Consider the following 22,107-nt stretch of genomic DNA (forward strand, 5'->3'; position numbering starts at 1 on the left):
TCGTTATGAGTAATAAGTTTATTCACGCAATATACAATGATGATGATGTGTTGTTAGATGCAGTTAAAGAAACAAGATCTGCTCACCATCACATTGAAGAGATATACACGCCTTTCCCAGTTCACGGACTAGACAAGGCGATGGGATTAAAACCAACTAGATTAGCTATTTGTGCATTCTTATACGGTTTAGTAGGTTTAGCATTTGGAACAAGCATGATGTATTTCATTATGATTGTTGATTGGCCACAAGACATTGGAGGTAAGCCTAGCTTTAGTTTTATCCAAAATATGCCTGCTTTTGTGCCTATTATGTTTGAGATGACTGTGTTATTCTCTGCCCACTTAATGGTACTTACTTTCTTCTTTAGAAGTAAATTATGGCCATTTAAATCGGCTGAGAACCCTGATGTAAGAACAACTGATGACCATTTCTTAATGGAGGTTGCTTTAAAAGGAGACGAAGATACTGCAATTGAATTCTTCAAAGGTACAGGAGCAGTTGAAGTTAAAGTAATTGAAAAGTAATAGTAGCATGAAATCGATATATAAAATAGTAACTTTAGCGGGTGTAGCTGTTTTGACTACGTCTTGTTTTAACAAAGAGCGTCCTAACTATCAGTTTATGCCAAATATGTACGAATCAGTAGCATATGAAACATATTCTGAAGTTCCTACTACTGTTTTCAAAAATGGTAAGGAAGGACAACTTCCTGCAGAAGGATCTGTACCTCGTGGATTTCAACCAGAAGAGTATCCAAATACTCCAGAAGGTTTAGCGGAAGCGAGACTACATTTAAAATCACCTTTAACTGCAGATGAAAAAGATTTAGAGAAAGGTAAAGAGTTGTATGCAATTTACTGCTCAGTTTGTCACGGTGCAAAAGGAGATGGAAAAGGTAACTTGGTGAAAAGAGAAAAATTCTTAGGGGTTCCAAACTATCACGATAGAGAACTTACTGAAGGAGGTATCTACCACGTTATTACTTATGGTTTGAATTCAATGGGGGCGCATAAAAACCAATTAACGCAACACGAGCGTTGGTTAGTTACTGATTATGTGCTTAAATTGAAATCAGAATAATAAATTGTAAAACTTAGTTGAAAGTTTAGATATGTACACATTATCAAAAAATTTGAAAACCTTTGCCTTTATCCTTATGGCTCTTGGAATTATAGGGATCGCGTATGGGTTTTTCAGTGCACCAAAGACGACTGCTGAAGTAGAGCAGATTTTAAATGAGCAAGCGCACCATGATGGTGGACATCATGCGGACCATAGTGAAGTGTCAGATGCAGATCATGACGCTCACCAAAAACATTTAGAGCATGTGTTAACTCAGATGCAAAATAAACCTTGGACAGCTGTATATGTAGCTTGTATTTTCGTAATGCTTGTTTCTTTAGGGATTCTTGCTTTTTACGGGATCAATTACGCAGCAGCAGCAGGTTGGTCGCCAGTTCTTTTCCGCGTTATGGAAGGACTAACGGCTTACTTATTGCCAGGTTCTATTATTTTCTTCTTGTTGTTAATCGCTAGTGCTGCTGGAGGTAACCACCTATTTATTTGGATGGATCCTGCCGTAGTAGAACACGATGCGTTAATTCAAGGGAAAACAGGATATTTAAATATTCCTTTCTTCTTTATAAGAGCTATCATCTTCTTAGGTGGTTGGAACTTATATAGAATCTATATGAGAAAGCAATCATTAAAATTAGACGAAACAGGTGACTTAACTTTCCACAAGAAAATGTTCAAAGCATCTGCTGGTTTCTTAGCTTTCTTTATTGTTACTGAATCTATGGCTTCTTGGGACTGGATCATGTCTATTGATACACACTGGTATAGTACATTGTTCGGATGGTATGTTTTCGCTAGTTTCTTTGTAACTGGTATTACTACAATCGCATTCTCTACTTTGTACCTGAAAAGCAAAGGTTATCTAGAATTTGTGAACACAAGTCACATTCACGATTTAGCTAAATTTATGTTTGGTTTAAGTATTTTCTGGACTTATCTTTGGTTCTCACAATTTATGTTACAGTGGTACTCTAACATTCCAGAAGAGGTTACTTACTTTATCTTCAGAATTCAAGAGTATAACTTACCATTCTTCGGAATGTTATTGTTGAACTTTGTGTTGCCATTATTATTGTTAATCAACACAGATTTCAAACGTTTATCTTGGATTGTAGTTATGGCTGGTACTTGTATTATCGTAGGTCACTATTTAGACTTCTTTATTATGATCAGTCCTGGTACAGTTGGTGGATCTTGGTTTATCGGTGTTCCTGAAATTGCAGCGTTAATGTTCTTCATCGGATTATTTATCTATGTTGGATTTACAGCAATTTCTAAAGCTCCATTATTAGCTAAGAACAACCCGCTAATTGAGGAAAGTAAACATTTTCATTATTAATAATTAAAAATAAACCAATGACTAGTTTATTAATAGTAGCGATAGTTGTATTATTGGGAATTGCAATTTGGCAGTTAACGAAGATATTTGATCTAACGCAAGTAGGATCAGGTCCTAGTGACTATGCATCTCAAGTAGCTAACGAGAAAGACAATAACATACATGGTTATATTGTTTTTGCATTCTTAGCTTTTATCTACATCTTCACAATATTCTGTTTAGTAGAATATGGGAAGTTCCCTTTAATGAGTGATTCTGCATCAGAACACGGAAATACAGTTGATAACCTGATGTGGATTTCAATGGGATTAATTTTCTTTGTTCAGATTGTAACTCAATTCTTATTACACTACTTCGCTTTCAAAGGACGTGGAGTAAAAGGAAGAAAAGCAAGATACTTCTCTGATAATGATAAGTTAGAAGCAGCTTGGACAATCATCCCAACAATTACATTAACAGGTTTAATCCTTTATGGTTTATTCGCTTGGAATGATATCATGTTTGTGGACGAAGAAGAAGAAGTGATCAACATCGAAGTTTATGCAAAACAATTTGCATGGGACGTTCGTTATTCTGGTGAAGACAATACATTAGGAAAAGCGAACGTACGTTTCATCAAAGGTGTAAACGTAGTTGGTGTGGATATGTCTGACCCTAACGCGCAAGACGATAAAATGGCAAAAGAACTTCACTTACCAGTTGGAAAGAAAGTTGTTTTAAAATTTAGATCGCAAGACGTTTTACACTCAGCTTATTTACCTCACTTTAGAGCACAGATGAACTGTGTACCTGGTATGGTTACTCAATTTGCTTTTGTACCTAGCGTTACAACTGAAGACATGAGAACTCGTGAAGGAATTGTTAGCAAAGTGAATAATATTAATAATATTAGAGCGGAAAGAAGCCAAAAATTAGTTGCTGAAGGACATGAGCCTTTAGATCCATATACATTTGATTACTTACTATTATGTAATAAAATTTGTGGAGCTTCTCACTATAACATGCAAATTAAAGTTGTAGTGACTAAAGAAGAAGAATTTAAAGCTTGGTTAAAAGAGTTGCCAACTTTAGCAGAACAAGTAGCTGCTGAAAATGGTGCTAAAGAAGAAGAAGTTACTGCTCCTGCTGAAACAGAAGTTGTTACAGAGGCAGTAGAAACTGAAGCTATCGCTCAAGTAGTACAATAATTCACGTATTAAATTAAAACTTATACTATGTCAGCAATAGGACACGAAATAATTAATGATCACGATCACGATCATCACGATAAAGGAAATTTCTTTACTAAATACGTATTTAGTTTAGATCATAAGATGATTGCCAAACAATACTTGATTACAGGTATCATTATGGGAATCATTGGGATTGTAATGTCCCTTTTATTTAGAATGCAAATCGCGTGGCCAGAAGAATCTTTTCAAGTATTCAAATGGTTATTAGGTGATAAAATGGCTCCTGATGGAGTAATGCGAAATGATATCTACCTTGCTTTGGTTACCATGCACGGAACAATTATGGTATTCTTCGTATTGACAGCAGGTTTAAGTGGTACGTTCTCGAACTTACTTATTCCTTTGCAAATTGGAGCACGTGATATGGCTTCAGGATTTATGAACATGTTATCATACTGGTTCTTCTTTGTTTCTGCAGTATTAATGGTTATCTCATTATTCGTAGAAGGTGGACCTGCTTCTTCTGGATGGACTATTTACCCTCCATTAAGTGCATTGCCACAAGCAATCCCAGGATCAGGTATGGGGATGACACTTTGGTTAATCTCTATGGCTATCTTCATCGTTTCTTCTACAATGGGTTCATTAAACTACGTGGCAACTGTAGTGAACTTGAGAACAAAAGGAATGACAATGACTAGAATGCCATTGACAGTTTGGGCTTTATTCGTTACTGCTATTATCGGTATCGTATCTTTCCCAGTTCTTTTATCAGCTGCTTTATTATTGATTTTCGATAGAAGCTTCGGTACTTCATTCTTCTTATCAGATATTTATTTAGCTGGAGAAGTTTTACACTACCAAGGTGGATCTCCAGTATTATACGAACACTTATTCTGGTTCTTAGGTCACCCTGAAGTATATATCGTAATCTTACCAGCAATGGGTATTACATCAGAAATTATCGCAACTTCTGCTCGTAAACCAATCTTCGGTTACCGTGCAATGATTGCTTCAATTTTAGGTATTGCTTTCTTATCAACAATCGTTTGGGGTCACCACATGTTCGTTTCAGGTATGAACCCATTCTTAGGATCTGTGTTTACATTCACAACCTTATTGATCGCAATCCCTTCTGCAGTAAAAGCATTTAACTACATTACGACTATTTGGTCTGGTAATATTCAAATGAACCCTGCAATGTTGTTCTGTATTGGATTCGTTTCGACATTCATCACAGGAGGTTTAACAGGGATTATCTTAGGAGATTCAACATTAGATATCAACGTACACGATACGTATTTCGTTATCGCTCACTTCCACTTAGTAATGGGTATTTCTGCTCTTTACGGAATGTTTGCTGGTATTTACCACTGGTTCCCTAAAATGTTCGGTAGAATGATGAATAAAAACTTAGGTTATATTCACTTCTGGGTAACTGCTGTTTGTGCGTACGGAGTATTCTTCCCAATGCACTTCATCGGATTAGCTGGTCTACCTCGTCGTTACTACTCTAACACTGCTTTCCCATTATTTGACGAGTTCTATGATGTGAACGTATTAATTACAGTGTTTGCTTTAGTAGGTTCGGCTTTCCAATTGGTATTCTTATGGAACTTCTTCGTTAGTATTTTCTACGGTAAGAAAGCGCCTCAAAACCCTTGGAGATCAAACAGTTTAGAGTGGACTACTCCAGTAGAGCACATCCACGGAAACTGGCCTGGTGAATTACCAGTTGTTTACAGATGGCCCTATGACTACAGTAAACCTGGATTACCAGAAGATTACGCACCTCAAACTATGCCTTATATGGAAGGTGAGGAGCAATTACACCACTAAGATTATTTTAGTATAAATACAAAAACGCCATTCAAATTTGAATGGCGTTTTTTTGTATCCCATTTTTTGATTTATCTTTGTTTTATGAATGAACATTTAGATCCTACGACCAAACATTTCAACCAAGAGGAATTTGACGTTGAAAAAAGACTAAGACCCCTGTCCTTTGACGATTTTGCAGGGCAAGATAGTGTTTTGGAAAACCTTAAAGTTTTCGTGGCTGCTGCAAATCAACGCGGTGAAGCGCTTGATCATGCGTTGTTTCACGGACCTCCAGGATTGGGAAAAACTACATTGGCAAATATCTTAGCCAATGAGTTAAACGTGGGAATTAAAATTACTTCAGGACCTGTGTTGGATAAACCAGGTGATTTAGCAGGACTCTTGACTAATTTGGAAGAAAGAGATGTGTTGTTTATTGACGAAATACACCGATTAAGTCCTATTGTGGAGGAATATTTGTACTCGGCAATGGAAGACTTTAAAATCGATATTATGATCGAATCGGGACCTAACGCACGCTCAGTTCAAATTCACCTGAATCCATTTACTTTGGTAGGGGCAACCACGCGCTCAGGTTTGCTTACAGCTCCTATGCGTGCGCGTTTTGGTATCCAAAGTCGTTTGCAATATTATTCTAAAGAACTACTCGCAACAATTATAGAACGCAGCGCTTCTATTCTCAATGTACCTATTGATCTCGAAGCAGCCATCGAAATTGCCGGGAGAAGTAGAGGAACTCCACGTATTGCGAATGCATTACTGCGTAGGGTTCGCGATTTCGCACAAATTAAGGGAAATGGTAGTATTGATATAGCAATCTCTAAATATGCCTTAAATGCGCTTAATGTAGACGCTAGAGGGTTGGATGAAATGGATAATAAGATCCTCTCTACTATTATTGACAAATTTAAAGGCGGACCTGTAGGATTGTCTACTTTAGCAACAGCTGTGTCCGAAAATGCAGAAACACTTGAAGAAGTGTATGAACCTTACCTGATTCAAGAAGGTTTTATTATTCGTACGCCTAGAGGGCGTGAAGCCACTGAGCTAGCTTTTAAACATCTTGGACGATCGAAATCCGTGGGCGGATTATTTGATTTATAGAAAATTATGGATAAAAAATCCCACTATGCCGAGCTGATCAAAGCCGAAGCCAAGCGTTTGGGGTTTATGTCTTGTGGTATATCCAAAGCCGGTTTTCTCGAAGAAGAAGCACCTCGTTTGGAGCAATGGCTCAAAGGTAATATGCATGGAAGCATGCAATACATGGAAAATCATTTCGACAAACGCTTAGATCCAACCTTACTAGTAGAAGGAGCAAAGAGTGTAGTCTCGCTCTTGTTTAATTATTATCCCGAACACCACCAAACACAAGGAGCATATAAAATTTCAAAATATGCCTATGGTGAAGACTATCACTATGTAGTTAAGGATAAACTAAAAGAACTCCTGCATTTTATCCATGAAAATATAGGAGAAGTCGATGGACGTGCTTTTGTTGATTCAGCTCCTGTTTTGGATAAGGCTTGGGCAGCAAAAAGTGGATTAGGATGGGTTGGAAAGAACAGCAATCTCATCTCTAAACAAGTAGGGTCTTTCTTCTTTATTGCTGAACTAATTATCGATTTAGAACTCGAATCTGACGGAGCTACAACCGATCACTGTGGTAAGTGTACCCGATGCATAGATGCTTGTCCTACAGGAGCAATAGAAAGCGCTTATATCGTCAATGGATCTAAGTGTATTTCGTATTTTACCATTGAATTAAAAGACGATATTCCAACCGATTTAGCAGGACAATTTGATAATTGGATGTATGGTTGTGACGTCTGTCAAGACGTTTGCCCATGGAATCGCTTTGCCAAGCCTCACAACGAACCTCGATTTACTCCTAACGAGGCGTTAATGAACTACTCAAACAGAGAGTGGGAAGAACTTACAAATGAGGTTTTTAATGATATTTTTAAAAAATCTGCAGTAAAAAGAACTAAATATGTGGGTTTAGTACGGAATATTAAATTTTTAAAGGAATAAAATTCTAACATTAAATTATCTTTAAAAAGAGGTAACTTTGTTTATTCGGTTAAAAGTATTTTTATGAATAAAGAAAGCTTACGTAGGGAAGCGTTGTTATATCACGCAAAACCAACACCTGGAAAAATTCAAGTAGTACCTACAAAAAAATATTCTTCTCAAAGAGATTTAGCACTGGCATATTCGCCAGGAGTAGCTGAACCATGTTTAGAAATTGCAAAAGATGTAAATAACGTTTATAAATATACAGCAAAAGGAAACTTAGTTGCTGTTATCTCCAACGGAACAGCCGTTTTAGGATTGGGAAATATCGGTCCGGAAGCGTCAAAACCCGTAATGGAAGGAAAAGGACTGTTGTTTAAGATCTTTGCAGATATCGATGTTTTCGATATCGAAGTTGATACAACGGACATCGATAAATTTATCGAGACAGTAAAAAATATTGCTCCTACATTTGGAGGGATTAACTTAGAAGACATCAAGGCACCAGAATCTTTTGAAATTGAAAGAAGATTAAAAGAGGAATTAAATATTCCAGTGATGCACGATGATCAACACGGAACAGCTATTATCTCTGCTGCGGCTTTATTGAATGCTTTAGAATTAGCAGGAAAGAAAATCGAAGAAGTGAAAATGGTCGTTTCTGGAGCAGGTTCTGCGGCAATCGCTTGTGCTAATTTATATGTTGCATTTGGTGTAAAACAAGAAAATATCTTAATGTTCAACAGTAAGGGGGTATTGAAGAAAAGCGATGATCGCATTTCGGATATGCAACGCGTCTTTGCAGTTGATTACGATATCTCTTTACTAGATGCTATGAAAGGCAGTGATGTATTCATTGGTCTTTCTACAGCTGACGTTGTTACGCCAGAGATGTTGTTAGGTATGGCAGAAAATCCAATCGTATTTGCTATGGCTAATCCAAAACCTGAAATTGATTACAACTTGGCGGTTCAAACCCGAAAAGACGTAATTATGGCTACAGGGAGATCGGATTATCCGAATCAAGTGAATAACGTTTTAGGATTCCCTTATATCTTCAGAGGAGCTTTAGATGTTCGCTCAACAAAAATTAACGAAGAAATGAAGATGGCTGCAGTTGTTGCTTTAGCTAAATTAGCAAAAGAACCAGTGCCAGAACAAGTTAATATCGCTTATGGAGAAACAAAATTGAGTTTTGGACGTGAGTATATCATTCCAAAACCGTTTGATCCTCGTTTGATCGCTGTTGTTCCACCAGCGGTAGCAAAAGCAGCCATGGAGTCTGGACTTGCAGAAGCGCCGATTACAGATTGGGATAAATACAAGCAAGAGCTAGAAGAACGCATGGGATCTGACAATAAGTTGGTTCGTATGTTGTTCAATAGAGCTAAAATTGATGCCAAACGCGTAGTGTATGCAGAAGCAGATCATTTAGATGTGCTAAAAGCAGCTCAAATTGCGTACGAAGAAGGAATTGCTATTCCAATTTTATTAGGTGATAAAGAAACCATCTTAGAATTGAAAAAAGAGATTGAGTTTCATGCAGATGTCGAGATTATCGATCCTAAAGCCGATATTGAGAAAGAAAGAAGAGCAACATTTGCCGATTTATACTGGAAAACAAGACAGCGCAAAGGAATTACGCAATATGAAGCGTCAAAATTAATGCGCGAACGCAATTATTTTGCTGCGATGTTGGTTAATACCGGACAAGCAGATGTTTTGGTAACGGGATATTCTCGTAGCTATCCAACAGTGGTAAAACCAATTTTAGAGTTAATTCCACGTGCACAAGGAGTAGATAAGATTGCTACAGCTAACTTGATGATGACCAAAAGAGGTCCTATGTTTTTAGCAGATACAGCCATTAATCCGAATCCAACGGCGGAAGAATTAGCAAAAATTGTCACTATGGTTGAGAAAACAGTGAAAATGTTCGGATTAGATCCTGTAATCGCCATGTTGTCTTACACCAACTTTGGTTCAGCAGAACACGCTTCACCAACAAAAGTGAAAGAAGCTGTGAAAATCTTACACGAAAACTATCCTGAAATGGTAGTGGATGGTGAAATTCAAATGGACTTTGCGTTGAATAATGACATGCTAAAGTCTAAATTTCCATTCTCTAAACTTGTGAATAAAAAGGTAAATACACTTGTTTTTCCAAACTTAGATTCAGCTAACATTACGTATAAAATGTTGAAAGAATTGAATAAAGCTACTTCAATTGGTCCAATTATTATGGGTCTTGAAAAAGCTGTTCACATCTTTCAATTAGGTGCTAGTGTTGATGAAATGGTCAATATGACAGCTGTTGCTGTGGTAGATGCTCAAGTAAGAGAGAGCCGCAAGAAAAAATAAAAAACCAAAATAAAAATCTTCCTTGGTTTGCCAATCATTATGTTAGTAAATAGTTAAAATTATTTACTATTTTTGATGAAAATTAGATAGTATGATTGCGCAGATTCAAGGAAGATTAATTGAAAAAACACCTACCGAAGTAATTGTGGATTGCCACGGGGTAGGGTATCAAATAAATATATCACTGTATACATATTCGCTTATAGGGAATGCTGAAAGCCTAAAGTTGTATACTTTTCTACAAATTAAAGAGGACGCGCATACCTTATTCGGATTTATTGATAAAGTAGAGCGCGAGCTATTTAAACTTCTTATCTCCGTATCTGGAGTTGGTGGTAATACCGCCCGTAATATCTTATCTTCTACAACACCCAAAGAATTATTGCAAATGATTGCCAATGCTGATGCAAAGGGCATTCAGCGTATCAAAGGGATTGGTGCAAAAACAGCACAGCGAATTATTCTCGACTTGCAAGAAAAAGTACTGAAACTTTATAATATTGATGAAGTTTTGCCAACAATTAACAATACAAATGCCGATGAAGCGTTATCTGCTTTAGAGGTACTTGGTTTTGTACGCAAAACAGCTGAAAAAGTGGTGGATGCTATTTTGAAAGCTAACCCAGAAGCTTCTGTTGAAGATATTATTAAACAAGCATTAAAAAAATTGTAAGTCTTGGGAGATTTCTTTGTTTTTCACCGAAAGTTAGCGTTGTGTTTACTTTTTATTTTATGTGGTGTTCTACCTGGAGCCGCACAAAATACGCTATTGAATCAACCGAATGATTCTATTGCACAACCTGCTTATGATTTTGGTAAGGTAGAATTACCAGATCCCGAAATTATCAAGGAATCTTATCGCTATGATCCTCTAACGGATCAATATTACTACGCTAAAGTAGTGGGCGATTATAACCTGAGTTTACCTCTTATTCTTTCTCGTAAAGAATACGAGAAAATACTGATGCGTGCAGAAATGCGTCGCTATTTTTCACAAAAATTCAATGCCGTTAACGGAACCTTAGAGGATGAACAAGCGCAACGAGATATGTTGCCGCGTTATTACGTGAATTCTAAATTGTTTTCTGGGATCTTCGGATCAAATGAAATTGATGTAAAACCTACAGGATCTGTTGAGTTTGATATGGGAATTCGCCATACTAAACAAGAAAATCCATTGATGTCTAGCCGAAATAGAAAGTCAACAACTTTTGATTTCGACCAGCGAATCAGTATGGGATTACAAGGAATGGTTGGAACGCGCTTAGCAGTGAACGCTAATTATGATACGCAAGCGAGTTTTGACTTTCAAAATATCATGAAGTTAGAATACAGCCCAGACGAAGATGATATTGTTCAGAAAGTAGAAGTAGGGAACGTAAGTATGCCAATCAGTGGATCGTTAATTCGTGGTGCTCAAAGTTTATTTGGAGTAAAAACGGAATTGAAATTTGGTAAAACTACAATTACGGGAATCTTTTCTGAACAAAAATCTCAAACAACTTCTGTCAATGCAGAAGGTGGCGGGATGTTGGAAGATTTCGAAATGTACGCGTTGGATTACGATGAGGATCGACATTTCTTCTTATCTCAATACTTTAGAAGTAAGTATGACGAAGCGCTGAAAAATTATCCTTACGTTAACTCTAGGGTGAGAATTACTCGTGTGGAAGTTTGGGTAACCAACCGCTATAACCGAGTGAGTCAGACCAATAACAATTTGCGAAATATTGTGGCCATCCAAGATCTTGGAGAAGGTTTTTTGCGCAATGTAAAACCTGAAATGATTTTCTCACCTCGTGTAGATCCTGCTGCTTTTGTATTGAATAAAACAATTGATGCGCCAGTAGATAACAAGAATAACCAATATGATCCAGGAAAAATAGGAAGTAACTATTTGACTCAAGCAATTCGTACCTCAGGAATTGGCGGAAGTGGTTTTACAAATAATGTGCAAGAAGGGTTAGATTATGCTCGTCTAGAAAGTGCGAGAAAATTAAGTCCTAATGAGTTTACCTTTCACCCTCAATTGGGATATATCTCCCTACAACAACGCTTGTCTAATGACGAGGTATTAGCCGTAGCGTTCCAATATACAATTGGAGATAAAGTATATCAAGTAGGAGAATTTGGTACAGACGGTGGAAGCTCAAACGTTGATACAAATATACCAGGGCAAACAGATCCAGATGCGACAGTGCCCTTGGCACAAGCGCTTGTCGTAAAAATGTTGAAGAGTTCGTTAACCTTAACGAGCGCACCTGTTTGGAATTTGATGATGAAGAATATCTATCAGATTCCAAATGCAATGAATATTTCGCAAGATAAGTTTCGCTTCAATCTTCTTTATACAGATCCGAGTCCACTCAACTATATTAGTCAAGCAGGAGATACCCCTCTTCCAGAAGGAGTAGAGCGTACTCCATTATTAAAAGTATTTCATTTAGACCGTTTAGATTCATCCAATAACCCACAAAATGGAGGAGATGGATTTTTCGATTACCTGCCACAAGGAAGCGCAGCAAATGGACTAGATCCCAATACGGGAAGTTTTAACAATAACAATAACGGAGGATATGGTGGAAATAGTGGCTATGGCGGCTATGGAAATAACTCCAACCAAAATCAGTACAACAGCAATACCTTTGATGGTATTACTATTGACGCTGTAAATGGTCGTATTATCTTTACTACTGTCGAACCATTTGGTTCATATCTTTTCGACAAATTGAAAGGCAAAGTAGAGGAAGATTATGAAACACAAGCCAGCTACAACAGCAACCAAAAGAAATATGTGTTTAGAGAACTATATGCTAATACAAAATCATCTGCAATCCGCAATCAAAGTAGCAAGAATAAATTCCAATTAAAAGGAAAATATTCGAGTGTAAGTGGACAGGGAATTCCAATCGGAGCATTTAATATTGCGCCAGGATCTGTAATAGTTAATGCAGGTGGTCGCGTGTTGACAGAAGGAGTAGATTATACTGTTGACTATACTGGTGGCCGTGTAATGATCTTAGATGAAGCTTTGTTGGCGTCTAATACACCTATTAATATTTCAGTTGAAAACAATACCATGTTTGGTCAACAAACCAAGCGCTTTTTCGGATTAAACATCGATCACCAATTTAGTAAAGACTTTAAAATTGGCGGTACATTTTTACGTCTATCGGAAAAACCAATGACGCATAAAACGGTTTACGGACAAGAATCTGTAAACAATACCATTTGGGGATTCAATATGCAGTACTCGACAGAAGTGCCCTTCTTAACCAGAATGGTGAATAAGTTACCCAATATTGATACTGATGTTGAATCGAGAATTTCGCTTCGAGGTGAATTTGCCTACTTACAGCCAGATGCATCGAAGAACGATCAAATGAATGGAGAAGCTACGGTTTATATTGATGACTTTGAAGGGGCGCAATCGCGTATTGATATTCGATCTCCTTTGGCTTGGAAATTGTCGAGTACACCTGTTGGCTTCTTTAAAAAAGATAGCAATACATATGAAGATCCCAATCAATTACCACAATCATTAGAGGATGGATTCCGAAGAGGAAAACTATCTTGGTATACAATTGATCCTACGTTTTATGTAGGAGCAAAACCATCTGGTGTTGGAGATCGCGATATGTCGTCTAATAGAACGAGACGTATTTACAGTGAAGAGTTATTTGCAACCAAAGACATTGCTTACGGAGAAAGTAGAGTAATCACTACCTTGGATATGACATACTATCCAGAAGAACGAGGACCATACAACTTTAACCCAGAGTTTTTACAAGGATTGAAATCTAAAACTCCACGTAAAAACTGGGGAGGTGTAATGAGAGGTTTGGCAACAACCAACTTTGAACAAGCTAATATAGAATTTGTTGAATTTTGGGTGTTAGATCCTTATGTAGGTCGTTCAAATGACGTGATTAACCAGCGAAATGATGGTGAACTTCGCTTGAACTTTGGATTTATTTCTGAGGATATCTTGCGCGATGGATACAAACAATATGAAAACGGTTTGCCAGGAGTTGGAAGTACGGTTGCCACAATTGAAACGATTTGGGGGAAAGTGCCTGCTGCGCCATCTCTAATTTACGCCTTTGATGTCAATTCGGAAAGTAGACGTTTACAAGACGTCGGATTGGACGGATTAGGCGATGAAGACGAAAAAATAAAATTTAAAGATTTTGCTGGTTTCCCTGATCCAGCAGCAGATAATTTTGTACACTACTTAGACGCTGAAGGGGGAATCTTAGAACGCTATAAAGATTACAATGGATTAGAAGGAAATTCACCTGCTTCTGGAACAAGAGGAGGAAATAATCAACCCGATGCAGAAGATATTGATGGTGACAATACCATGAATACCATCGATGCTTATTTTGAATATGCCGTAAAAATTAAACCTAACCCAGAGGTTGGTGAAAACTATGTAACCGATATTCGAAATACTACAGCGCAGCTAGCAGATGGATCAGTTACACCTGTACGTTGGGTACAATACAAAATTCCGATTGACGAGAATGGTAAAAAAATCGGAATGATCGACGATTTTAGATCCATGCGTTTTATGCGTATGTATTTAACAGGATTTGAAAGCGACGTGACCTTGCGTTTTGGAAGTTTAGATTTAGTGCGTTCTGACTGGAGAAGATACAATGCAAGTTTGCAAAATGACAAGGATAATAACCCGATGCCATTAAGACCGAATACAGGATTTGATGTTACTTCAGTGGGAGTTCAGGATAACTATGATAGAAAACCTATACCCTATGTTGTACCTCCAGGAGTGAAACGCGAACAGTATTACGTAAACAATACAGTAGTCGCTCAAAATGAGCAATCGTTATCGCTAAAAGTATATCCTGTTGAACCAGGAAAAACACCAGACGGATTAGCACCAGGTGACTCAAGAGGAGTGTATAAAAACTTTAATTTAGACCTTCGTCGTTACAATAAACTGAGAATGTTTATCCACGCGGAAGCACTTGAAAATAGTGCAGTTCGTTTGAGAGATGACGAAATGGTAGCCTTTATTCGATTGGGAACAGATATTACAGATAACTTCTATCAGATTGAAATCCCATTAAAAGTAACCAACTTAGGTGAATCAAACCCCGATTTGATTTGGCCAGAAGCGAATGAATTAGAATTGAGATTAGAACTTTTGACGAAGTTGAAAGTGCTATTCATGAATGAAGTAGGAAATCAAGAAAGATTAACTGATATCTTCTTCAAGGAAGAAGAAGAATTGTCAAGTGGAGCTTCGCGTCCAAATAAATTGCGCTATGGTATTAAGGGGAATCCAAACTTTGGAAACGTTCGCGTGATCATGATTGGATTGCGAAATGATTTGGATCGCGTTGGGGCTACAGGTGATTTAGCTGGAGAATTCTGGTTTGATGAATTGAGAATGTCCGATATGGATAACAAAGGAGGATGGGCAGCTACCTTGAGTATGGATGCCAATATCGCCGACTTTGCCAATATCTCCGCAACGGGAATGAAGCGAACCATCGGATTTGGTGGTTTGGAACAAGGACCTAACCAACGAAGTAAAGAAGAGTTTAAATCGTACAGTATTGTAACAAATGTCAATTTAGGACAATTACTTCCTAAAGATTGGAGAATTAATCTACCGTTCAACTATGCGATTAGTGAAGAGTTTATTGTGCCAGAATTTGACCCTGCCAACCCAGATGTCAAGTTGAAAACAATGAAATCAGTTTCTCCTTCTTCGGCAATAGCAGAGGAAATTGAAAAACGAGCTACAGATTATACCAAGCGTAGAAGTATCAACTTTATTGGAGTAAACAAACAGAAAAATCCAGAAAGTAAAAAGAGAATATACGACATTGAAAATATTACCCTTTCTCATTCGTATAATGAAGTAATTCACCATGATTTTGAAGTGGAGTCTATGATCGATCAGCAAACGCGTTCGTCTTTAGAGTACACCTATAGTTTTGAAACAAAACCTGTAGAACCTTTTAAAAAGGTGAACTTTATGAAGGGAAGATATTGGCAAGTATTGAAGGATTTTAACTTCAATTATTTACCGTCAAACATTATGTTTAGCAGTAATATTATGCGTCAATACAACCGTCAGCAATATCGCTTAATTGATGTAGAAGGAATCGGATTAGATCCCTTGTATAGACGTAATTATTATTTCAATTACAACTATGGGTTCAATTTTGATTTAACCAAATCTCTGCGTCTAAATTATGTAGGAGGAAGTAATAATATCGTTCGAAACTACTTTGATAGCCAATATAATGTTATTGAAAGTAACACCATTTGGGATGACTATTTCAATACGGGAGAACCGAATCAGTTTACGCAACAAATAACGTTGAACTACGATTTGCCAATCAATAAAATACCGTTCTTAGCCTTTGTTCGATCTACTTACGCTTATACAGGAACGTATAATTGGCAACGTGCTTCTGATGCATTTAGTGAAATTGAGTTTGAAGGAATGAACTACAGTTTAGGGAATACAATTCAAAATTCACGCAATCAACAGCTGAATACAACCTTTAGTATGGAAACACTATATCGCTATGTTGGTTTAGTGAAGAGCAATAAAAACAAACAGACAACAGCGAAAAAAGCAGCGATTGTTCCGGGGCAAAAAGTGGTACAAACCAAAGGAAATGAAAAAGAAGGTGCGGGTACGGCATGGAAAGATTTTGCAGTTGGTTTATTGACGTCATTAAAAACGGTTCAAGTTAACTATTCAGAAAATAGCAGCACAGTTTTACCAGGTTATATGCCAAGTGTTGGATTCTTTGGAACGGCAAAACCAACAATGGGATTTGTGTTTGGAGATCAGTCTGATGTGAGATATAAGGCAGCTAATAATGGATATCTAACCGATTTCCCTGAGTTTAACCAAGAGTTTACTCAAGTAACAAACAAAGCGCTGAATTTTACAGCTAGTTTAAGTCCTATTCCTGATTTGACTATCGACGTTACGGGACGAAGAATGAAGTCAGAAAACTATTCAGAACAGTTTCAGGTTGTCGATAACGAATACTTGTCTCAATCGCCATATAATTACGGGAATTTCAATATTTCGACGATTATGTTAGGAAGCGCATTTTCTAGTAATTCACTAGAATACTCCGAAGCATTTGAGCAAATGAAAGAAAATCGTTTGACTATTGCTAATCGTTTGGCAACGGCAAGAGGAATCGATTTGAGCAATCCAAATAACATTGATGCAGATGGCTTTCCCATTGGTTACAGCAAAGGCAATCAGGAAGTGTTATTGCCTGCATTTTTAGCAGCCTATACAGGAAAAGGAGCCAGCAGTGTATCGACTAGTATGTTTAGAGATATTCCATTGCCAAACTGGACGATGCGCTATACAGGATTAATGCGTATTCCTTGGATCAAGGATAAATTTAGACGATTTTCTCTTCATCATGGTTATACGGCAACGTATGCTTTAGGTTCGTTCACATCGAATTTTGAGTACCAAGCCAATCCTAATGAGATTAATCAATATGGAAATTTTCCAGCTAAAACAGTGGTTAATAATGCAATTCTAACAGAGCAATTCAACCCGTTGATTCGCTTTGATATGGAAACAAAATCGGCGATTAAAATTTTAGCTGAAGTTCGCAAAGATAGAACCTTGGCCTTGAGTTTTGACAACAACTTATTGACGGAGACTATAGGGCACGATTACGTGATTGGACTGGGGTATCGCATTAAGAATGTAGGTTTCAATTCCATGTATGCAAATAACGGAATGGGCGGACGTATTGAAAGTGATATCAATATCAAGGTCGATTTAACCCTAAGTCAAAGAGAAACTATTGTACGTTATTTGGATTATAACAACAACCAAGTAGGAGGAGGACAAGATATGTGGAAGTTGTTAATCACTGCCGATTACATGTTGAGCAAGAACTTAACGGCTATATTCTTCTACGATCATTCGTTCTCGAAAGCCGTGATTTCAACAATGTATCCGATAACTAATATTCGCACGGGATTAACGATGCGATATAGTTTTGGAAATTAGTCGAATTTGTTTCGAAATACATAAGTTTATTATACATTTGCTAAAAAATAAATACAAAATGAATTTACCAGCTAATTTAAAGTACACAAAAGACCACGAGTGGGTAGCTATCGAAGGTGATATTGCTACTGTAGGTATTACAGATTTCGCTCAAAGAGAGTTAGGAGATATTGTATATGTTGAAGTAGAGACATTAGACCAAACGTTAGATAAAGACGAAGTGTTTGGTACAGTTGAAGCTGTAAAAACAGTATCTGATTTATTTTTGCCATTATCAGGTGAAGTAATTGAGTTCAACGAAGGATTAGAGACAGAACCAGAATTAGTTAACCAAGATCCGTATGGAGCTGGATGGATGATTAAAATTAAAGTTTCTGATTTAAGCGAAGTTGATACTTTGTTGTCAGATGCAGCATATAAAGAATTAATTGGCGCGTAAGTTTTACTTTTTAATAGGCTTACTCTGGACATGTTTTATTGTATATGCATGTTTAGCAGAGGCAAGTGCTATACCTAGTACGTCTTACTTTAATTTTCCAAATAGAGATAAAGTAGCACATTTTACTTTTTATTTTGTTTTTTCTTTGGTGTGGTTTCTGTTTAAAAACAAAAAAAATGCCACAAGAAAGACGAAAATCAGAACAGGAATAGTTATCTTTACTATAGCAACGTTCTTAGGTGGATATATTGAAATATGTCAGTATTATTTTACCGAATCAAGAAGTGCAGAATGGGCAGATTTTATTGCGAATTCTTTAGGAAGTGCAATAGGAATTTTATTTGGTTTACTTATAACAACGCATAAAAAAAAATAGAGCCCCAGTTATGGGGCTTTTTTTATTAATAAAAAAGTACTTACAAAATGAGAGATTTGAGAGAATTTATGGACTCTACCTATTTGAAGACCGCAGAACAAGCTGGTTTGTCTGAGGTGGATAATAAGAAGGTAGTAACTGACCTGATTCAGGAAGCAATCGATGAGCAGTTTAAACTGGCAATGATTAGACCTGAGGAAGTGAAACAGGGGAGAGCTTTAGTCGATCAACATAAAGCAAGTGTTTTAATAGGTACAGTTATTGATTTTCCTGCTGGAAATGGCGGATTAGAAGCTAAATTAAAAGAGGCCAAACAAGCTGTGGCTGATGGAGTAGATGAGTTGGACTACGTTGTGGATTACAAAGCTTTTCAGAAAGGGCTCATTGATCAAGTTAAAGATGAAGTTAAACAATGTACAGCTTACGGTTTACAAGCAGGAAAAGTAGTGAAATGGATTATTGAAGTTGCTGCGTTATCGAATATGGAAATTGTAAAGTTGACTACCTTGATTAAAAATGTTGTGTTGAGTAACTTTAAAGAAGCAGATTACGACAAGGTGTTTGTAAAATCTTCTACAGGTTTCTATAAAACAGAAGGCGGAAAACCCAACGGAGCAACGAAGGAAGCACTTGTATTGATGTTAGAAAATGCAGGTCCACTACCAGTTAAAGCTGCTGGAGGAATTCGCGATCGAGAAACCGCTCTCGAAATGATCACTTTAGGCGTTAAAAGATTGGGAACTTCTTCGGCAAAAGTTATTGTTGAGGGGAAGGGAACGGCCGAAAATTATTAAAAGATTAAAATAAGTGAATATTCAAAGCTCAAACAGATGTTTATAGGTGTAGTTCTAAAAATTGGAGTATATTTGCAACTCATTAAAAACAAATGAAAACAGCTTTGAATATTTCTTCAGAAAATAAACAATCGGTTTCTATCCTTAAGGAATTTAAAGAGATGACTAAGATGGGACTTGCCCTGAGCGTAGTGTTTTCCACTTTGGCAGGTTATGTTTTAGCTGTTCCGGATATTAGAAGCATAAATTATATGACCATACTTGCGCTAGCAGTAGGGGGATATTGTATGGTTGGAGCATCAAATGTTTACAATCAAATCATCGAACGCGATTTAGATGCTAAAATGAATCGTACGGCTAATCGTCCAATTGCTTCAGGTCGTGTAAAGCCTACTCCAGCTTTTATTTTAGCTGTAGTTTTAACATTGCTTGGAATCGGTATTTTATATGCGATTAATCCAAAAACAGCGATGTTTGGAGCAATCTCTATCTTTTTATACACAAGTGTTTATACACCGTTGAAAACCATAACACCATTGTCTGTGTTTGTGGGAGCTTTTCCGGGGGCTATTCCATTTATGTTAGGATGGGTAGCAGAAACAAATAATTTCGGAATCGAAGCAGGAACACTTTTCCTTATCCAATTCTTTTGGCAATTCCCACACTTCTGGGCTATAGGATGGTTCTTGTACGACGATTATAAAAGAGGTGGTTTTTCCATGTTGCCAACGGGTAAAAAGGACAATAAAACCTTAACTCAAATTATTTTGTATACCATTTGGTTAATCATTGTTTCTATTTTTCCAGTGTTCAATGTTACAGGTCGTCTGTATTTAACACCAATTGCCGCGGGCTTAGTCTTGTTGGCTGGAATTTGGATGCTTACAGCAGCAGTGAAACTCTACAAACAAAGAACGGATAAAGCCGCTCGTGCATTAATGTTGGTAAGTGTAACTTACATCTCATTAATTCAGATTATTTATGTATTAGATAAAATTTTGCGATAGTTTATACACAAGGATATGGAAAATATTGTAACACAAGAACAGTACGAGAAAAAAGGCAGAGCATTGAAGGTAATGCTATTATTTGCTATCGGAAGTATTGCCATGGTGTTTGCTGGGTTAACCAGTGCTTATGTGGTAAGTAAATCAAGACCTGATTGGTTGACAGATTTTGTTTTACCTCTTGATTTCACCATTAGTACCATTGCAATTGTAATTAGTAGCTTAACCATGCATCTTGCAGTTAAGGCAACGAAAGAGGGAAATGTTAAAGGAAGTACGATTTATTTAATTTCTACTTTGATTTTAGGTCTCTTATTCGTTTTTTTGCAATTCAAAGGTTTTGGACAGGTAATAAGCGAAGGCTATTTCTTCACAGGGAGTGAAAGTACAATTACAACTTCATTTTTATATGTTATTGTAATTGTGCATATTGCACACTTATTTGGAGGGATGATTTCTTTACTAATAGTAATTTATAATCATTTTAAACAAAAGTATAATCCTGAGCAATACGTTGGAATACAGCTATGTGCGTGGTTCTGGCATTTCTTGGATATCCTTTGGGTTTATTTGTTTTTGTTTTTTACATTCTTTAAATAGAAAATTTAAATTAAATTTGGGAACTTTATAACTAACAACTTTTTATGGGAGCGACAGTTACTACAGAAGCTACTGAAGTAAGAGGCGATGCAAGAGGGCCTCTAAACGTAAGCTACGGTAAAATGATGATGTGGTACTTCATATTATCAGATTCATTAACATTTTGTGGATTCCTTGTAGGATACGGTTTTACAAGATACAAGTTTATGGATACTTGGCCGATTGCTGACGAGGTGTTTAACCACTTTCCTTTTTTACACGGGGTAGATGCACCGATGTATTATGTGGCCTTAATGACCTTCATTCTTATTTTCTCATCGGTAACGATGGTATTAGCAGTTGATGCTGGTCATCAAATGAAGAGAAAAAAGGTGGCAACGTATATGTTTTTAACAATCTTAGGTGGTTTAGTGTTCATCGGATCACAAGCTTGGGAGTGGAAAAACTTTATTAACGGTTCTTACGGAGCTGTAGAAACTAGAGGAGGATCTATTTTACAGTTCGTTGGAGAAGACGGAAAACAAATCGCTTTATCAGAATTTGCCGTTGTTGATCCAAACAGAAACGATGCTACATTAACTAGAGCAAAAGCAACTTGGTTCGTTAAAGGACCTAGCCAACCGACTTATTCGTTAGCTGAAGTTCAAGCTGGTTTTGAAGCAAATCCAACAATTAGAATTAGAACACAAAATACAACAGACGCAAAACACAAAGAAATTCTTACTAGAGAAGCTTCTGTGGAGCGCTTGAAAGATGCTGTATTAGTGGTAGAAGGTGCTAACCTTATCCGCAACGAGTACGGACATAAAACATTCGCTGATTTCTTCTTCTTTATTACTGGTTTCCACGGATTCCACGTATGTACAGGTATCTTAATCAACATTATTATTTTCTTTAATGTGTTATTAGGTACGTATGACAGAAGAGGTTCATACGAAATGGTTGAAAAAGGAGGATTATATTGGCACTTCGTAGATTTAGTATGGGTGTTCGTATTTACATTCTTCTATTTAGTTTAATGTTATAAAATAGTATTTGAT

General features: G+C 37.0%; 16 protein-coding genes. All 16 read left to right on the top strand.

The window, feature by feature from the left end; genetic code table 11:
- Nucleotides 1-5 precede the first annotated feature (5 nt).
- The 16 genes from H4K33_RS02210 (at nucleotide 6) to H4K33_RS02285 (ending at nucleotide 22,086) form a co-directional block, all read left to right on the top strand.
- Complete coding sequence (locus H4K33_RS02210; protein ID WP_182646878.1) at nucleotides 6-527, top strand: DUF3341 domain-containing protein; 522 nt, start codon at nucleotides 6-8, stop codon at nucleotides 525-527.
- A 7-nt stretch (nucleotides 528-534) separates the two neighbouring features.
- A complete protein-coding gene (locus H4K33_RS02215; RefSeq protein WP_182646879.1) occupies nucleotides 535-1,083 on the top strand; it encodes a cytochrome c in 549 nt (182 codons plus the stop codon).
- Nucleotides 1,084-1,114: 31 nt separating this feature from the next.
- A complete protein-coding gene (locus tag H4K33_RS02220) occupies nucleotides 1,115-2,419 on the top strand; it encodes a quinol:cytochrome C oxidoreductase (RefSeq protein WP_182646880.1) in 1,305 nt (434 codons plus the stop codon).
- 17 nt (nucleotides 2,420-2,436) lie between these two features.
- Nucleotides 2,437-3,606, top strand: a complete 1,170-nt coding sequence (locus tag H4K33_RS02225) for a cytochrome c oxidase subunit II (RefSeq protein ID WP_182646881.1) — start codon at nucleotides 2,437-2,439, stop codon at nucleotides 3,604-3,606.
- Nucleotides 3,607-3,633: 27 nt separating this feature from the next.
- Nucleotides 3,634-5,430 (top strand): cbb3-type cytochrome c oxidase subunit I, encoded by a 1,797-nt coding sequence (locus tag H4K33_RS02230; RefSeq protein ID WP_182646882.1) that lies wholly within the window; start codon nucleotides 3,634-3,636, stop codon nucleotides 5,428-5,430.
- An 84-nt stretch (nucleotides 5,431-5,514) separates the two neighbouring features.
- The gene (gene ruvB / locus H4K33_RS02235; RefSeq protein WP_182646883.1) at nucleotides 5,515-6,537 is read left to right on the top strand and encodes a Holliday junction branch migration DNA helicase RuvB; all 1,023 of its coding nucleotides are present in this window, start codon (nucleotides 5,515-5,517) and stop codon (nucleotides 6,535-6,537) included.
- Between the two features lie 6 nt (nucleotides 6,538-6,543).
- The gene (gene queG, locus H4K33_RS02240) at nucleotides 6,544-7,467 is read left to right on the top strand and encodes a tRNA epoxyqueuosine(34) reductase QueG (RefSeq protein ID WP_182646884.1); all 924 of its coding nucleotides are present in this window, start codon (nucleotides 6,544-6,546) and stop codon (nucleotides 7,465-7,467) included.
- 63 nt (nucleotides 7,468-7,530) lie between these two features.
- Entirely contained in the window at nucleotides 7,531-9,810 is a 2,280-nt protein-coding gene (locus H4K33_RS02245; protein ID WP_182646885.1) for an NADP-dependent malic enzyme, read from the top strand.
- A gap of 91 nt (nucleotides 9,811-9,901) precedes the next feature.
- A complete protein-coding gene (gene ruvA, locus H4K33_RS02250; RefSeq protein WP_182646886.1) occupies nucleotides 9,902-10,483 on the top strand; it encodes a Holliday junction branch migration protein RuvA in 582 nt (193 codons plus the stop codon).
- Nucleotides 10,484-10,486: 3 nt separating this feature from the next.
- Nucleotides 10,487-17,851 (top strand): cell surface protein SprA, encoded by a 7,365-nt coding sequence (gene sprA, locus H4K33_RS02255; RefSeq protein WP_182646887.1) that lies wholly within the window; start codon nucleotides 10,487-10,489, stop codon nucleotides 17,849-17,851.
- Nucleotides 17,852-17,909: 58 nt separating this feature from the next.
- A complete protein-coding gene (gene gcvH, locus H4K33_RS02260; RefSeq protein ID WP_182646888.1) occupies nucleotides 17,910-18,290 on the top strand; it encodes a glycine cleavage system protein GcvH in 381 nt (126 codons plus the stop codon).
- Nucleotides 18,280-18,666 (top strand): VanZ family protein, encoded by a 387-nt coding sequence (locus H4K33_RS02265; protein WP_182646889.1) that lies wholly within the window; start codon nucleotides 18,280-18,282, stop codon nucleotides 18,664-18,666. The genes gcvH and H4K33_RS02265 overlap by 11 nt, the downstream gene beginning before the upstream one ends.
- A gap of 47 nt (nucleotides 18,667-18,713) precedes the next feature.
- Entirely contained in the window at nucleotides 18,714-19,460 is a 747-nt protein-coding gene (gene deoC / locus H4K33_RS02270) for a deoxyribose-phosphate aldolase (protein WP_182646890.1), read from the top strand.
- A 92-nt stretch (nucleotides 19,461-19,552) separates the two neighbouring features.
- Nucleotides 19,553-20,467 carry a heme o synthase gene (gene cyoE / locus H4K33_RS02275; RefSeq protein WP_182646891.1) on the top strand — a complete coding sequence of 305 codons (915 nt, stop codon included), beginning with the start codon at nucleotides 19,553-19,555 and terminating at the stop codon, nucleotides 20,465-20,467.
- A 15-nt stretch (nucleotides 20,468-20,482) separates the two neighbouring features.
- The gene (locus H4K33_RS02280; RefSeq protein ID WP_182646892.1) at nucleotides 20,483-21,067 is read left to right on the top strand and encodes a cytochrome c oxidase subunit 3; all 585 of its coding nucleotides are present in this window, start codon (nucleotides 20,483-20,485) and stop codon (nucleotides 21,065-21,067) included.
- Between the two features lie 44 nt (nucleotides 21,068-21,111).
- Nucleotides 21,112-22,086: a cytochrome c oxidase subunit 3 gene (locus tag H4K33_RS02285; RefSeq protein WP_182646893.1), complete on the top strand. Its 975-nt coding sequence runs from the start codon at nucleotides 21,112-21,114 to the stop codon at nucleotides 22,084-22,086.
- Nucleotides 22,087-22,107 lie beyond the last annotated feature (21 nt).

Origin of the sequence: Myroides sp. WP-1 (genome assembly GCF_014145635.1) — a bacterium.
In the GTDB taxonomy this organism is placed as follows: domain Bacteria; phylum Bacteroidota; class Bacteroidia; order Flavobacteriales; family Flavobacteriaceae; genus Flavobacterium.